Source organism: Prochlorococcus marinus str. NATL2A, assembly GCF_000012465.1.
GTDB lineage: Bacteria > Cyanobacteriota > Cyanobacteriia > PCC-6307 > Cyanobiaceae > Prochlorococcus_B > Prochlorococcus_B marinus_B.
Genome location: NC_007335.2, coordinates 402,130 through 417,749, shown reverse-complemented (window position 1 = coordinate 417,749; position 15,620 = coordinate 402,130). Strand labels below are relative to the sequence as shown.

Annotated in this window: 17 protein-coding genes; 5 read left to right on the top strand and 12 right to left on the bottom strand. The window is 36.9% G+C overall.

Going from position 1 to position 15,620, the window contains the following annotated elements:
• Positions 1 to 6: 6 nt before the first annotated feature.
• The 5 genes from PMN2A_RS02215 to PMN2A_RS10970 form a co-directional block, all read right to left on the bottom strand.
• Positions 7 to 267, bottom strand: a complete 261-nt coding sequence (locus PMN2A_RS02215) for a hypothetical protein (RefSeq protein ID WP_011294384.1) — start codon at positions 265 to 267, stop codon at positions 7 to 9.
• A gap of 89 nt (positions 268 to 356) precedes the next feature.
• On the bottom strand, positions 357 to 491 hold the full coding sequence (locus tag PMN2A_RS10975; RefSeq protein ID WP_011294987.1) for a hypothetical protein: 135 nt from the start codon (positions 489 to 491) through the stop codon (positions 357 to 359).
• Between the two features lie 12 nt (positions 492 to 503).
• Entirely contained in the window at positions 504 to 1,172 is a 669-nt protein-coding gene (locus PMN2A_RS02210) for a hydantoin utilization protein A (protein WP_011294383.1), read from the bottom strand.
• Between the two features lie 171 nt (positions 1,173 to 1,343).
• The gene (psbN, locus tag PMN2A_RS02205; protein WP_011294382.1) at positions 1,344 to 1,547 is read right to left on the bottom strand and encodes a photosystem II reaction center protein PsbN; all 204 of its coding nucleotides are present in this window, start codon (positions 1,545 to 1,547) and stop codon (positions 1,344 to 1,346) included.
• A gap of 509 nt (positions 1,548 to 2,056) precedes the next feature.
• A complete protein-coding gene (locus PMN2A_RS10970; RefSeq protein WP_011823217.1) occupies positions 2,057 to 2,191 on the bottom strand; it encodes a hypothetical protein in 135 nt (44 codons plus the stop codon).
• Positions 2,192 to 2,362: 171 nt separating this feature from the next.
• Between PMN2A_RS10970 and PMN2A_RS02200 the strand changes: the two genes are divergently transcribed.
• Positions 2,363 to 3,565, top strand: a complete 1,203-nt coding sequence (locus PMN2A_RS02200) for an aminotransferase class V-fold PLP-dependent enzyme (protein ID WP_011294381.1) — start codon at positions 2,363 to 2,365, stop codon at positions 3,563 to 3,565.
• Here PMN2A_RS02200 and PMN2A_RS02195 read toward each other — a convergent pair whose 3' ends face one another.
• The 3 genes from PMN2A_RS02195 to yidD form a co-directional block, all read right to left on the bottom strand.
• Positions 3,566 to 5,095, bottom strand: a complete 1,530-nt coding sequence (locus tag PMN2A_RS02195; protein ID WP_011294380.1) for a UDP-N-acetylmuramoyl-L-alanyl-D-glutamate--2,6-diaminopimelate ligase — start codon at positions 5,093 to 5,095, stop codon at positions 3,566 to 3,568.
• Between the two features lie 216 nt (positions 5,096 to 5,311).
• A complete protein-coding gene (locus PMN2A_RS02190) occupies positions 5,312 to 5,623 on the bottom strand; it encodes a glutaredoxin family protein (protein ID WP_011294379.1) in 312 nt (103 codons plus the stop codon).
• Positions 5,620 to 5,859, bottom strand: coding sequence for a membrane protein insertion efficiency factor YidD (gene yidD / locus PMN2A_RS02185; protein ID WP_011294378.1), 240 nt, complete (start codon positions 5,857 to 5,859; stop codon positions 5,620 to 5,622). The genes PMN2A_RS02190 and yidD overlap by 4 nt, the downstream gene beginning before the upstream one ends.
• 91 nt (positions 5,860 to 5,950) lie before the next feature.
• Between yidD and rpsD the strand changes: the two genes are divergently transcribed.
• From rpsD to cysK, 4 genes are all read left to right on the top strand, one after another.
• Positions 5,951 to 6,559 carry a 30S ribosomal protein S4 gene (gene rpsD, locus PMN2A_RS02180; protein ID WP_011294377.1) on the top strand — a complete coding sequence of 203 codons (609 nt, stop codon included), beginning with the start codon at positions 5,951 to 5,953 and terminating at the stop codon, positions 6,557 to 6,559.
• 101 nt (positions 6,560 to 6,660) lie between these two features.
• A complete protein-coding gene (locus PMN2A_RS02175; RefSeq protein WP_011294376.1) occupies positions 6,661 to 7,830 on the top strand; it encodes a trans-sulfuration enzyme family protein in 1,170 nt (389 codons plus the stop codon).
• The gene (locus tag PMN2A_RS02170; protein WP_011294375.1) at positions 7,827 to 9,293 is read left to right on the top strand and encodes a PLP-dependent transferase; all 1,467 of its coding nucleotides are present in this window, start codon (positions 7,827 to 7,829) and stop codon (positions 9,291 to 9,293) included. Before PMN2A_RS02175 ends, PMN2A_RS02170 begins: the two co-directional genes overlap by 4 nt.
• Before the next feature lie 88 nt (positions 9,294 to 9,381).
• The gene (gene cysK, locus PMN2A_RS02165) at positions 9,382 to 10,368 is read left to right on the top strand and encodes a cysteine synthase A (protein WP_011294374.1); all 987 of its coding nucleotides are present in this window, start codon (positions 9,382 to 9,384) and stop codon (positions 10,366 to 10,368) included.
• A gap of 9 nt (positions 10,369 to 10,377) precedes the next feature.
• Here cysK and queA read toward each other — a convergent pair whose 3' ends face one another.
• The 4 genes from queA to PMN2A_RS02145 form a co-directional block, all read right to left on the bottom strand.
• Entirely contained in the window at positions 10,378 to 11,475 is a 1,098-nt protein-coding gene (queA, locus tag PMN2A_RS02160) for a tRNA preQ1(34) S-adenosylmethionine ribosyltransferase-isomerase QueA (RefSeq protein ID WP_011294373.1), read from the bottom strand.
• A gap of 53 nt (positions 11,476 to 11,528) precedes the next feature.
• Entirely contained in the window at positions 11,529 to 12,899 is a 1,371-nt protein-coding gene (locus PMN2A_RS02155; protein ID WP_011294372.1) for a dihydrolipoamide acetyltransferase family protein, read from the bottom strand.
• 190 nt (positions 12,900 to 13,089) lie between these two features.
• Positions 13,090 to 13,524, bottom strand: coding sequence for a YlqD family protein (locus PMN2A_RS02150; protein ID WP_011294371.1), 435 nt, complete (start codon positions 13,522 to 13,524; stop codon positions 13,090 to 13,092).
• Between the two features lie 80 nt (positions 13,525 to 13,604).
• On the bottom strand, positions 13,605 to 15,578 hold the full coding sequence (locus PMN2A_RS02145; RefSeq protein ID WP_011294370.1) for an AMP-binding protein: 1,974 nt from the start codon (positions 15,576 to 15,578) through the stop codon (positions 13,605 to 13,607).
• Between the last annotated feature and the right edge of the window lie 42 nt (positions 15,579 to 15,620).

Here is a 15,620-nt window from a genome sequence, read left to right as displayed (position 1 = left end):
TATTGTTTAATTTAGAGAACTTAATTCTCTTTTAATTGCAGACTTATAATCAAGACAATCTAAAGGCAGTCCATTATAAATGAGATAACCGATTGGAGCCATTAGTCCAACTGTAAAAATAAGATTAGACACTTCTAAACCTAAGTTTCTTAGCAAAAAAGTTATTCCATATATACCTAAAAGATAAACATGCAGAATCAAAAATTCTTTACTATTTTGAACAGGCCATCTAAAGATAGAACCTAAAAAAAACAAAACACCTTTCATCACTCTTCTTTATAGTTAATTAATCATACATAATCTTTAATAATTTTCACTGATAAATATGTATCTAAAGATGAAAAATGATGTATCAATTAATTTTTGAACTTTGATTTATTTAGAGAATATTCTTTTTTAAGTTTTCTCATTCTTCTTGCCCATATAAGTGTCGCGATAACAACCCACAAAAAGAACCCCCCCAAAGCAAAAAGGCTAGCTGTGTAATTCATGAAGCAATACTTTTAAAAAGTTAGAATTGAGGTCTTTTGAAGCCAAAATATTCCTGTCACTATTGATAGTGCTCCTATTGATCTCATCAAGAAAGGATAAAACATTTTATTCACTTTACTCGTTGCAAAAGATATTCCTAAAACAACGCATCCCATTGCAAAAATTGATCCAAGTAAATATGCAAATAGATAAGCCAATGCTCCAAACAAAGGTAATGCTAATGCTGGAATAACTGCAACCAAATGACTGGCTCCAGCGAACCCGTGTAAAACCCCTAATCCAGTTGCAGCATGTGTATGACTTCTATGAAGTTTATTTCCAAGTGAATGGAAATGAAAATGTTTGTGAGTCGCTTCTTCTCCATGCATATGCTGATGCATGTGAATGTTTACTTTCAAGGAAGTCCTAATAGCGACTCCCCCCACAATCAGAAGGCTTATACCAACAAGAAACTCTGCATAAGAAGACATTAGTTCAATGTTTATTAGGTCTTTAGCCAAAATCCCTAATATCGAGAGAATTAAAACCCCTGCTGAGTGCCCAATCCCCCATGCCAACCCATTAATCAAAGCTACTCGAGGTTTTCTGACAGAGGAAGGAGCCATTGCGACTATATGATCAGCACCACTAACTACATGCACTGCCCCAGCAGAGAAGCCAGTCAAGACGCTGATCAACATGAGAAAAGATCAGAAGAAATTACTTTCTCGAAGAAATTATTATCTTCATTCAATGTGAACAGTTTATCTAAAATCAATTGTTGAATATTACATCCCAGTAGTTTAAATATCTTGATGAAATTTTTTATAAACACAATTTTTCATCAAAATAAAGTTTTGAGACTTTCGTTTTTACGAAATTTGATCCTTTTGAAGTTTTCCAGACATCTCATAGGCCTCTGAACTTCCACCATGACCATGCGCAATACCTAATTCATGCATTTTTGCGTGCTCATCAATAGTGTCTCTGAGCTCTTTTGAGCCCGAACCGAATGTTGAATAAACGCCATAGGCTACTGAGCCGGCTAATAAAACAACAATTCCTCCTATCAGCATCAATAAGGTTGGATCAGTATAGTTGAAGTTTCCATTTGTATTGATTAATTCACGTGATTCTACTGCATGAATACAGACATCGAGAGCTACAAATGGAAACTACTTAAATTGGCCTAATATAAACTTAAATTCAATGGATCAATAATTGAAAAGACATTTGTAGTTAAAGGATTTTGAAGTGATAAATACTTTAAAAAATAATTAATTACCAGCGATAGAAAATAATTTAGTTTATATATGTGTAATTAGAATATTATATTGTTTTTTTATCAACTAATATAATATTAAAGAGTGGAATTATAAGCTAAAAGACCGAAAAAACCCAATATCAAAAGGATGCTAGCAATCCTGCTAAAAGTTATGGGGCCAAAATCGATTTTCATCTTGAAACTTAATTAGGAATAGCATTTTAATATAAAACCCATAAAAAGTGAAACACTTTTAAAAGAAATAAATTCAAAAGTTCAAGAAAATATCATTTCCACTAATTTGCCCAACAAAACCAAAAGCTAATCACTCTTTTGATTGTTAACTTCTAAATGATGCTCATCAGAATCGATCTGTTTCTCACTTTTTTTTATTTGCCCATCGAACATAACCACCCATTCTTGAGCTTTGATTTTTTGTTCTTTTTTAATATTCATGAACCAATAAAAAATTAAAACCATCATACTTTAATAACATGTTTTTTTAATCGCTCATAAAGTACTAAAAAAATGGTAGGCGTTAGGTTGACATAACTAGAAGACAGACACAAATTGGTAAGTTGGCAAAAAAAAGATATTCTTAGTAACCACAACTAAGAAAAAGAAGATATGTCACCAATATTGTTCAAAGACAATATGCCCGCGCTGCAAAATAAAGCTTATTTCAATTATGGAGGTCAAGGTCCACTCCCAACTCAATCATTAAATGCAATAACTTCTAGTTGGCAAACAATTCAAAAATTAGGTCCATTCACAAATCATGTTTGGCCATACATTACGAAAGAAGTAATAACCACAAAAAATCTTATAGCGGAGATTTGCTCTATACATCCCAAGAGAATTGCATTTACTGAAAATGTCACCTCCGGATGTGTCTTGCCTTTACTAGGGCTACCATTTTCTGATGGTGATAATTTGTTACTTAGCGATTGTGAGCATCCGGGGATAGTCGCAGCATGCAAAGAGTTAGCTCGAAAAAAGAATCTAACAATAGCAATACTTCCTGTATCAAAGTTATGCAATGGTAACGACAAGAAAGATGAGACGTATAACTCAGTACTGAAATTGATAGATGAATATCTTCAAAAAAATACGAAGCTTGTTGTTCTCTCACATCTCCTTTGGAATACAGGGCAAATTATGCCAATTGAACTTATTTCAAAAAGACTTAAAGAGCATTCAAGCAAACCTTATTTATTAGTTGATGCTGCTCAAAGTTTTTGTCATATTCCAAGCAAAGGTGCTTGTGATACTGCGGACATCTATGCGTTTACAGGACATAAATGGGCTTACGGGCCTGAGGGCTTGGGCGCTGTTGTTCTTTCAGCAAGAGTTCTAGAAGAATCAAGCCCAACATTGATTGGTTGGAAAAGCTTAAAAGCTGAAGAAGGAATACATATAAATAATAAAGCTCCTTTTCATTCTGATGCCAGACGTTTTGAGATAGCGACTTCTTGTATCCCTCTTTTAGCTGGTCTCAGAAGCTCTCTAGCAATGCTAAAAAATGAAGGTAATGAGACTGAGCGCTTTTTTAAGATTAAAAGCCTCAGCTGTGTCCTGTGGGAGAAACTCAATCAAATCAAAAACATTGAACTTGTTTTAAATAGTCCACCACCCTCAGGAATTATAAGTTTTACCATTAATGGGAACCATTCTCCTGAAGAGGTTGTCAACTATCTTGGTAAAGAGAATTTGTGGATCAGAGTTCTCGAGGATCCTAAATGGCTTCGTGCTTGCGTTCATATAACTACAGATTCAAACGAAATAAATAACCTTGTTATAGGTCTAGAAAATTTCATCTCGACTAAGTAGTCAAATAAAATCTGTTTTTAAAGATAATGCTTTTCTAGCTTGTTCACGATCGTCAAAATAAATTGTCTGATCTTTTAGAATTTGATAATCCTCATGACCTTTCCCTGCTATTAAAACAACGTCGTTTTTCTTGGCTTTTGCTATAGCCAATTGGATTGCAATGGATCTCTCTGGCTCAACAGAAATCTCAGAATCAATTGTTATACCTTTTCCAATATCTTTAATAATTTCGATTGGGTCTTCTTGTCGAGGATTATCAGATGTCACAACTATATAATCTGCAAACTTAGCAGCAACTTCCCCCATCTTAGATCTTTTACCTTTATCTCTATCACCACCACAACCAAAGACACAAATTAATCTTCTTTTCGTCAATGATCTCGATGCGATTAAAGCGTTTTGCAAACCATCCGGTGTATGCGCATAATCTACTATCACTAGTGGATAGCCCTCTTTTACTTTAAATCCATCCATGTTAATCAGTTGCATTCTCCCTGGCACTCCAGGGAACTTGTTCAAAGCTGCCAAAAGATCATTTAATGGGAGTCCCCTTTGAACTAAAATTCCTACTGCTTGCAACATATTCATTAAATTAAACTCACCTATTAGTGGTGAAATAAAATTTTCAACCCCAAAGGGCGTATGCAATTTCCCCTTGTATCCGTCTTGCATAATTTGAAGATTACTTATATATAAATCTGCTTTCTCTCTGGTTTGGGAGTTCTCTTTTAATGAACATGTCCAACATTTTTTGTTGAGCTCTTTTGCTAATTTTGCACCCCATTTATCGTCTATATTAATTACTGATCTAGGGCCACCATCTTCGATCAGATGTGATCGGAACAAACTAGCTTTAGCCTCAAAATAAGATTCCATTGAATCGTGATAATCTAAATGATCTCTTGAAAGGTTTGTAAATACTGCCCCATTAAAATCACAACCAGCAACTCTATTCTGAGACAAAGCATGTGAACTTACTTCCATTGCTCCATATTCAACTCCTGCCTGAACGGCTTTCCTAAGTTTTGCCTGCAAAGGGACCGCAAAAGTAGTTGTATATTTTGAAGTTTCCTCATGGTTAGGCCATCTATTAATTAATGTTCCAAACAAAGCGGATGGATGACCAAGCGAAGTAGTCAGAAATTCAATTAAAAATGATGTAGTCGTTTTACCGTTAGTCCCAGTAATACCTATCAAACAAATCTCACTAGATGGCTTACCCCAAAAATCTGCAGCTAATTTACCCATAAATAGTGATACTGGCTCTGGGAGAATAACTACGGGGTCTTCGTTAGTTGGCGGATTTAAAAGAGAAGCCTTTTTACTAATAATGGCTGCACAAGCACCTCTCTCAATTGCTTTTGCCCAAAAGTTCCCTCCATCAACTTTTTCACCGTCTAAACCTAAGAACAAATCACCTTTTTCGATTTCTCTAGAATCAGTGGAAAGATTTTTTATTTCTGGATTTGCTAACCCTGAGCGGACCTGAAGATCAATTGCTTTCAACAAAGTGTGCAGATAACGCGACAAAACAAACCTCGGATAATGAAAAATCAATGAACGCTCATTTCAAGTATAAAAAGATCTGCATGATTTTCACCACAAAATAAATCAACTTACGATTCAGTAATTAAAAAGAAATTTAATCATCTTCACAAAATAACTTTAGTTGTTAAAAAAATAAATTATGTTTTTCTCTTTGAAATCAATAAAGAAATTTATTAAAAAGAAGAATTGGTTATTTTCTTAAACTTTTTTGTACAAAATATTCAAATTCTTTTGTATCCAAGATAAAAGCATGTCTTCCTTTAAACGTGGAGAGACCCGAGGAAATTCAATATTTTTTAATAATCTAGTTGAGTCAAGAACTATTACTGGAACTTCATTTGTATACTTCATTTGTATATCTAAAGACACTGTTTTACTATCTATGTCGACAATGGAAAGTTCAATAGAAGGGTTTAAATTATCTAAACATATCCTAGATAATTTTTTTTCAAGTGTTTGACACAAGCAGCAGCCTTTACGTGAATACAAGATCAATACATCTGAGTTCATTTTTCTGGAACTGGGTCACACCCACAAGGGGTCAAAGGATGACATTTACTTAATCTTTTCAAAGTCAGCCACCCCCCTCTCCAGGGACCATGCTTATTAACGGCTTCTATCCCATAAGCACTGCAACTAGGGATAAATCGACAACTCGGTCCAAACAATGGCGAAATCCACTTCTGATAAAAGGAAATCAAACTAACAAAAACAAGTGCAATGGCTTTATTGATCTTTGTAAGCATCTTTAGATAGAATAATGAACTGGTGAATAAGGGGCCAATGGATTTATTCCAGATTACCCTTACCAGTAAACATTTTCTAAATTAAACCCCTATGTCTAGATACCGCGGACCTCGTTTGAGGATCACGCGACGCTTGGGAGACCTACCTGGTCTCACCCGGAAGGCCGCTAAAAGGTCTCATCCACCAGGTCAGCACGGCCAAGCCCGTCGCAAGCGCTCTGAATACGCGATCCGACTCGAAGAAAAGCAAAAACTTCGATTCAACTATGGTATTTCTGAACGCCAGCTTGTTCGCTACGTAAAGAAAGCTCGTGCTCAGGAGGGTTCCACAGGAACAAATCTCTTAAAGCTTCTGGAAAATAGGCTTGATAATGTTTGTTTTAGACTTGGGTTTGGGCCTACAATCCCAGGCTCAAGACAGCTAGTAAACCATGGACATGTAACTGTTAATGGCAGGATCACTGACATTGCAAGCTACCAATGCAAGGCTGGAGATGTTATTGCTATCAGAGACAACAAAGCTAGTAAGCAATTAGCTCAAGCCAACTTAGAATTCCCAGGTCTTGCGAATGTTCCTCCACACCTTGAGCTTGATAAAACCAAACTCTCGGCAAAGATATCTGCAAAGACAGATAGGGAATGGGTTGCTATTGAAATTAATGAATTGTTAGTTGTTGAGTATTATTCAAGAAAGGTATAGGCCCTCATAGCTTCTTTCTCATTAAATTTAATTATAGTGCCCCTTTCTTTAGGGGCTTTTTCATGTTTTTCTATAGCCTATAGAAAAACTATTCAAAGGATATGGGATCAGTAAAAAGAGAGAAGGAATTCAGCACTGGAGTAAACACAAGAGTCATTCATCACAAAGATAATTTTTCTGAAGGAACTGGTTCAATAATGCCGCCAATCTTTCCAACCTCAACGTTCGTTCATGGCAATGAGGGTGGCTTTGACTACACTCGTTCAGGAAATCCAAATTTTCGAATTCTTGAATCAGTTTTGTCTGATCTGGAAGAATGTAAGTTCGCAAGTGTATTTAGTTCTGGAGTCGCTGCGATTACAGCAATAGTCTCCACTCTTAAGGCTGGAGACTTAATCCTTTGTGAGGAGAATCTTTATGGATGTACGGTGAGATTATTTGAACAAGTTTTTAATCGTTTTGGATTAAAAACTCAATGGATAGACTTTACTAAGCCTAATTTCCAAGAAGTCATTTCAAATCACAAACCCGCGATGATTTGGATCGAAAGTCCTACTAACCCACTCCTCAAAATTATTGATATTGAAGGGATTTGTCATTTCGCAAATAAAATGAAAATACCTGTTGTTGTAGACAATACTTTTGCAACACCTCTATTACAAAGACCTCTTCAACTTGGAGCGACCTTATCTTTAACTAGCACGACCAAGTTTATCAATGGTCACTCAGATGCACTTGGAGGTGCCGTATGCACTGAGAGTGCTATCTGGAGAGACAAGCTAAATTTCGCCCAGAAAGCTCTTGGATTAAACCCTTCTCCCTTTGATTGCTGGCTTATTACACGAGGAATAAAAACTCTTCCACTTCGTCTAGAAAGACAAGTTAATAATGCATCTAAAATAGCTAATCAATTAGCCGATAATCCAGCAATAAAATATGTTCGATATCCTTTCAGGAATGATCATCCACAATGTAAATTAGCAAAAAGACAAATGGCTATGGGAGGAGCAATTGTTACTGCCACTGTTAACGCAACCCAAGCTCAAACCTATTCATTTTGTAAAAGTCTTCATTACTTCAAAATGGCAGAAAGTCTCGGTGGAATTGAAAGTCTTGTTTGCCATCCAGCCACAATGACACATGCTTCAGTGTCCAAGGAAACAAAAATAAAAATTGGAATTACTGATTCACTTATTCGATTTTCTATTGGATGTGAGGACATTGAAGACTTAAGTGCTGATTTGAATCAAGCCTTAGGAACTATCTCTTGACTGAAAGAAATTTACTAATTGATCCTTGCTGGAGTGCCAAAGATTTAGGAGAGCCTCTACCGAGTAGGCCACATGCTGTATCTGTTGCATTGCCTAGATGGGAAGATGTAATCGCATACGAAGAGAAGGTGCCAGCTTGTATAAATTCATTAAAAGCAATTTACCCTAGATTTGGATTTAATCCTTTTGTTGCCGAGATAGCTCGAAAATCACTTGAATTTCATGGCGAATCGAAGAAAAGCAGTTGGCCTTACCCCAACAGAGCTTCTGCTTTAAGTGCTCAAGAATATTGTCTTCGAAAGAATTCAGATTGTTTTTCAAAAATAGAAGACTTTCTTGGTGTTTCGTGTCTAATTATTGACCAAAAAAATACCTCTTCAGCAAAAGCCTTCTGGCAACACACTGGTCTTGGATTGTCTTCACGTGAAGCGGCAATAGCCCTTGGGAAAGAGAAGAAACCACTCACTTCAGATGGTGATTGCGCCAGAGAGGCACTTATCAAACGCTTAGCAAATATATACAATTGCGATAATAGTCTAATACGACTACATCGTTCAGGTATGGCTGCATTAACGACTATTATTTCAGCGATAAATTGTATTAAAGGAACTTCTTCGACGCTTCAAATAGGCTTCCCATATGTTGATGTACTTAAACTACCTCAAATTATTTTCCAAGGAAGCGATCTCATTATTAAAACAAAATTAAATCATATAAAAGAAGAGCTGGATAAAAAAAATCCAGCTGCATTAATCATAGAAATACCTAGCAACCCTTTATTGCAATGTGTTGACCTAATATCTATTTCAAAATTAGCTAAAGAAAAAAACATACCTGTCATTGTTGACGATACCATCGGTTCATCTCTAAATGTTCACCTGACTCCTTACGCAGATGTGATTTTTAGTTCTCTTACAAAAAGTTTTGCTGGGAGAGGAGATATTCTTGCTGGCAGTACTGTTATCAGTCCATACTCTAAATGGAAAAAAGAAATAGCTGAGATCATTCCTAAAGTTGCATTATCTACACTATCTGATTCAGATGCTATTGAGTTGGAGTTAACTAGTAGAGACGTAAAGGATCGCTTAAAGAGGTTAAATATATCTTGCTTAAAGCTGAAAGAAAAATTAGAAACAAAAAAAGAAATTTCAAAGGTTTTACATCCCCAATATTGTAAAAATTTTAATTCGCTATTAAAGAAAGGAGGAGGTTATGGATGTCTATTATCGTTTGAACTTAAAGGGGGGATTGAAGAATCAAAAAGAGTTTATGATTCATTAAGAGTAAACAAAGGGCCAAGTTTAGGTACAAATTTTACATTGGTTTGTCCATATGTTCAGTTAGCTCACTTCAAAGAATTGAAATGGGCTGAAAGTTGTGGTGTCTCGGAACACTTATTAAGAGTGTCAGTAGGGCTAGAAAATGAAGATGAGTTGTGGTCAAGATTTAATTCAGCAATATAAAAAAATCACTAATAAAGATTATCTAAATAACCAATTACCGAGATTTTTATATAGATTTAGAGTATTAGCTAATTAAGTCATTTTAAAAATGTCAAGAATCTATGAAGACAATAGTTTTGCTATTGGTCATACACCATTGGTCAAACTTAATTCGATCACAAAAAACGCAAAAGCAACAGTACTTGCAAAGATAGAAGGTCGTAACCCTGCCTACAGTGTTAAATGTAGAATAGGAGCAAATATGATCTGGGATGCTGAAAAGAAAGGTTTACTCAATAAAGATAAAGTAATTATTGAACCAACATCTGGGAATACTGGAATAGCACTTGCTTATACAGCCGCTGCTAGAGGTTACAAGTTAATCCTCACGATGCCTGAATCCATGTCAATTGAACGTAGGAGGATGATGGCTGTTCTTGGTGCTGAATTAATACTTACTGAAGCAGCAAAAGGAATGCCTGGTGCCATTGCAAAAGCGAAGGAAATAGCAGATAGCGACCCTAAAAAATACTTCATGCCAGGACAATTTGATAACCCAGCCAATCCAGAAATACATTTCAAAACTACAGGTCCTGAAATTTGGGATGATACGGACGGTCAAATTGATGTTTTAGTCTCTGGTGTCGGAACAGGTGGGACAATTACAGGTGTTTCTCGTTTCATAAAGCAAGAAAAAAATCATTCATTATTGTCTGTTGCCGTAGAGCCTACTCACAGCCCAGTAATAACACAAACTCTCAATGGAGAAGAAGTAAAACCCGGCCCTCACAAGATCCAAGGGATTGGAGCTGGGTTTATTCCTCAAAACCTTGACTTATCCGTAGTCGATCAAGTTGAGCAAGTCTCCAATGATGAGTCTATTGCAATGGCATTACGTTTGGCACAAGAAGAAGGTCTACTAGTTGGTATCTCATGTGGTGCTGCTGCTGCTGTGGCCTTAAGGCTGGCCGAAAAAGAGGAGTTCTCAGGGAAGACAATCGTTGTAGTTCTACCTGACCTTGCCGAAAGATATATCTCATCCGTAATGTTTGAGAATGTTCCTACAGGTGTTATTAAAGAACCATCATTAGCTTGACTCTTGGGTCTATATAACTGACTCAGGCGTTATCAACATCGCATCTCCATAAGAGAAAAATCGATATTTATTAGAAATAGCCTGTTTATATAGTTTCAACATACGTTTTCGACCAATTAGAGCACTAACTAAAAGTAATAGAGAACTTTTAGGTAGGTGGAAATTAGTGAGCAGTCCATCAATGACGGAAAATTTAAATCCTGGTTTAATTACCAAATCCACTTTACCTTCATACGGCTTCAAGGCGCCTCTTCCTGAAAGGTAAGCAGCCTCAAGGGCTCTCACACTAGTAGTGCCAACAGCAAAGACTTTCCCCCCATCCTCCTTACAATTAGTTATCGCTTTGATGGTCTCTTCAGTAACCTCTATCCACTCACTGTGTAAATGCAACTGAGATAGATCTTCTTTCTCTAATGGTCTAAAAGTTCCTAAGCCGACATGCAAAGTAATTTGAGCAATTTTAATACCTCTCGTTTTTAAATTTTCTATAAGTTCATCACTTAGATGTAAGCCCGCTGTGGGAGCAGCTATGGCTCCTGGTTTCGAAGCAAATCTAGTCTGATAGCTTTCCTCATGATCACTAGATTTGTCCTTATCTATGTATGGAGGCAATGGGACTTCTCCACATAAATCAAGTATATTTTCCATTTCCGTCCAACTAGTAAACTCATTTGAAAATTGAATAATTCTTCCGCCTGTTCTCTCATCCTTATCAATAACTTTCAAGATTAAAGAATTATCTCGTGACATATCCAACCACAATTGATCACCTCCTCTCATACGCCTAGCAGGACGACCAAGACAAAGCCATCGACCATCACCCCTCGGTTCCATTAGCAATAATTCACCTGCCCCTCCTCCTGACAATCGAATTTTCAATCTTGCTTTAACAACTCGCGTATTATTCACAACTAAAAGATCAGCAGGCTTCAAGATATCCTTTATGTCCCATACCTTTGCATGCACAAGGTTTAAAGAATCATCGAGGCCATCTTTAACAATCATCAATTTGGCATCATGCCTACTCTTGGTAGGTGATTGAGCAATTAATTCATTTGGCAAATCATAGTTATAGGAGCTTAAAAGATTATCTTTTTGATCTAACACATCAAATCAGGTTAAAGTAAGAAAAAATCACTTGTGGTTCGACCAATTAAATCTCACGACGAGAGGCTACAAGGGTTGTTTTCGATTAAGTAAGCCAAGTCCTTCAGGAATAGTGCTCCATCAGCCCCATAGATCACTCTGTGATCAGCGGTAAGATTGACTTGCATCTGTTTTTTGATTGAAATCGAACCATCTTTAGAAGCAACAACTTTAGACAATGAAGCTCCTACCGCTAAAATTGCTCCAGTCCCTGGGGGCAGAATTGCATCAAAACGATCCACACCAAACATACCTAGATTCGAGAGTGTAAACGTTCCACTGCTGTATTCTTGCGGTTCTAATTGCTTATTCCTCGCACGCTTAACAAGATCAGCCCATTGTAGGGATAAATCAGTAAGGCTCGTCTTATCAGCATTTTGCAGCACTGGAGTTATCAACCCTCCGTCCTCCATCGCAACTGCAACGGCTACATTTATTTGTGAAGGATAGGCAATCCCCTCAGAACTAAAAGCTGCATTCACCTGGGGGTGTCTAGCCAGGGTTAAGCCAACTGCTTTAGCAAGTAAAGCAGTCATAGTTACTCCATCAGATTTAACTTGTTTATAAAGATCATCCAATTCATCAGTAAGAATTGAATATCCGACTCTGAAACAAGGAGTATTTAAACTTTCCTCCATGTTCCGATTTACAGCTTGTTGAAGAGTGTTGAATGAAATTGTTTCCCCTCTAGATCCAAAACTTTTCCCTGGAGCAGGTGGCTTACCAGAGTCAACAGATTTTTTTTCTATGCGAGGCACGTCAGAAATGATTTTCGCTGGAGCATTACTTTCTGCAATCCAAGGAACGCTTATGGGTTGCCCTTTTGCACTTTGAACATCCTCAGCTTGTATTCGTCCATGAGGTCCTGAGCCCCTAACAGTTGCCAAATCCACTCCCATTTGAGAAGCAAGTTTTTTAGCTCTTGGGGAAGCAACTATTCGACCATCATTTAAAAACTGATCCTGATTTACAGAGGATTCTGAAACAAGAGGTGCAAGTGATGTCTTTGTAACTACTGTTGCTTTAGGAGAGTCAACAGAGGCTTGTTTTTCTTGAACTTGAGGCGATGAACTCTCTTTTTCTTGACTACCTGATTGAGGGGAAGGAGAAGGTGCATTTGCTTGAGCCTCAGCGATCTCATCTGATGTCTCAACGATCAATCCGATTGTCTCTCCAACAGGTGCAGAGCTGCCTGCAGGCATCACAATCGAAGCGAGAAAGCCATCTTGGAAAGACTCAACATCCATATCAGCTTTATCTGACTCAACAACTAAAACTGACTCACCTCTTTCAACTTTATCTCCAGGTTTTTTTAGCCACTCAACTATTTTGCCCTCAGTCATAGTTGAACTTAAAGCAGGCATAAAGATGTCATGAGTGGCCATAATTTGTTCCTATTTCCTTTATGGAGAGTTTGTGGCAAGGCTTCAAAAATTTCTATCTAGAAGCTTTGCAAGTATCAATACATACCAATGTTAGTTCTACATGAGTGTCCTTACAACGATAGGTTTTTTTATGTGGATTTCTTCTTAATATCAAAAATTATTTTTGGATTAATTGTAGTTCGACCAAATTTCAATCTTGATCAATTGCCTCTACTACGCCATCTCTGACCAAAATACTCACACCCATTTTACTGACTAAGTTATCACCAACTTTTAAATCACAAAAGCTGTCAATTTGTCCTTGCTCGACGATTTGTTCCATCTCCAACTCACGAACTTGAGATTGCTGTGACAGAAGATTTCTTTTTTGTTCTTCAAATTCTGATCTCTTTGAAGCAACTTGGTTCTGAACTTGAGCGACTTGCTCTTGAACTCTTGGGTCAAGGGGATTAGCGCTCTGACGTCTAATACCATCAACAATTTGTTGTCCTTCTTTTTCTAATTCACCCAGTTGCTGATCTATTGCTGATATTGCATTACTTAATTCACGCTCAGCCTCCTCTTTCCATGAAGGTGTGACAACTGCTCTTACAGTTATTGAACGTTTTATAGAAATTGAGTCCACCTGATCAATAAATTATGATTCGATCAATACGTTCTCAACAAAAGATAGTATTGGTCAATTTAATTGGCCAAACAAACAAATTACAAACCATATATTTCATTTATAAGTTTCAAATCACGTTGGATAATTTGTTCACGTTTTTGCTTAAGAGTTTGCGTTAACAAGCCATTTTCTATTGTAAATGGCTCTACTAAGGCAATTGAAAATAATCTCTCTTCTCTTCTAGATCCAAGACGATTTGCCAGTGCTTGATTCATTTCTAATTTTAGAGATTGTCTTAATTCATAATTTTCAGGAGATATTCCAAGAACAACTTTTGAATTCACACCCCTTTCTGCAAGCCATTCTTTTACATGATCAATTCTTGGAACAATCAAAGCAGCAAGATATTTTTGATCTTGCCCCAATAGAAAAGCCTGCTCAATCAATGAACTAGCAATCAAACATTCCTCCAAAGGTCCAGGCTCAATATTTTCTCCACTACTTAGCACAATCGTATCTTTTGCTCTTCCAGTCAGGATTAAGGATCCATCAGAAAGCAACATCCCTAAATCTCCAGTATTAAACCAGCCGGTAGCATCTAAAACCTTCTTCGATTCAGATCGTTTTCCTAAATAACCAGACATTATTTGAGGACCACGCGCAAGAACCAAACCTTTTTGACGCAGTTTTTTTATTTGGAATGTTTCAGGATCTACTATTTTTATCTCAGTCTCTGGTAAAGGTTGACCTGCTCCTCCACGTATATTCCTCCAAGGCCTTCTACATGTGAGGACTGGACTAGTTTCTGTTAAGCCATAACCAACTAATAATTCAACACCTAAAGCTTCAAAGAAAGAATCAATATGCGGAGCAATTGCACCTCCACCACTAATTGGGAATCTCAATCTTCCTCCACAAATCTTGGTAAGAATTTTTGGCCATAAGTAAATAGAAGAAATTCTATGCATTGGGTACCGCAGAAGAATCTCTATGAAAGAGCTAATTTGTTCAAAACTAGAAACACTCTCAATAGTTAAAAAATAAAGTTTTCTTCGAGCCAATTTATATGCCTTACTATTAGAAATCGCACTTTTTATCAAGGTCTTTCTCAGTCTCGGCATTTTATCAACAGCATCCTCAAACCCTAACTTTATTGACTCCCAAAGTCTTGGAACTGTTGCCATTACTATTGGCTTAACCCTTGGCAAATCTTCCTTAAGATGCCTAATTGATGTATATGTTTGAGTACAACCACAAGAAAAAAAATAATATTCTGCACTCCGTTCATATGAATGCCAAATTGGTAAGACACTTAATACAGGCGCACCTGGAGAAGGGTTCGCTACGCAAGCAAGAGACCTAATTTGATGTAATAAATTAGAATGTGTTAGTGGCACTCCTTTAGGTTTACCTGTCGTTCCAGAAGTATATAAAATGGTTGCTATTCTTTTTGGTTGCCTATCAATTATTTTCTCCTGTTTACTTACATTTTCTATATTCAATCCTTTCTTCAAAAAACTCTCCCATTCAAAAACGCCATCACAAGCTTTCCCCTCAAGTTGAAGAACAAATTTCAAACTATTGATTTGATCATCATTAAGCGAAAGTCTTTCCCAGACATCGGAGTTTTGAACAATCAATCCAACCGCATTTGAGTCTTCAAGAATATATCTAAGTTCACTAGGTGGAGCAGTCGCTCCTCTAACAGAGTCTGTTGCACCTATTCGCATAAGACCTTGATCGGCGATGAGCCATCTAGGACTATTTTCGGCAAAAAGAGCGACCACATCATCAGGTCCTACCCCAAGCTTAGTAAAGGAAAATGCTGCCTTAGAAATATTTTCAGCAAGTTCTTTATATGTAAAGCTTTCTGGGTGAAAAGTATGTGGTGAATCAACTGCCAATACATCGCTCAACTGAACTTTTAATAATTCCCAAATCTGGTCAACTTGAGTGATCTTATTAAGGTGAGATCTTCTATTAATTGCTTGTTCCTCTTTCCTATTAGGGATCCAAAAAGCCAAAGCATCCTCAGAAGAAAATATATTTTTTTGTGAGTTAGTTTTTGTCATAGCCAAAAAATAATTTGTTATTTTTTTAGTGATATTTAAAGA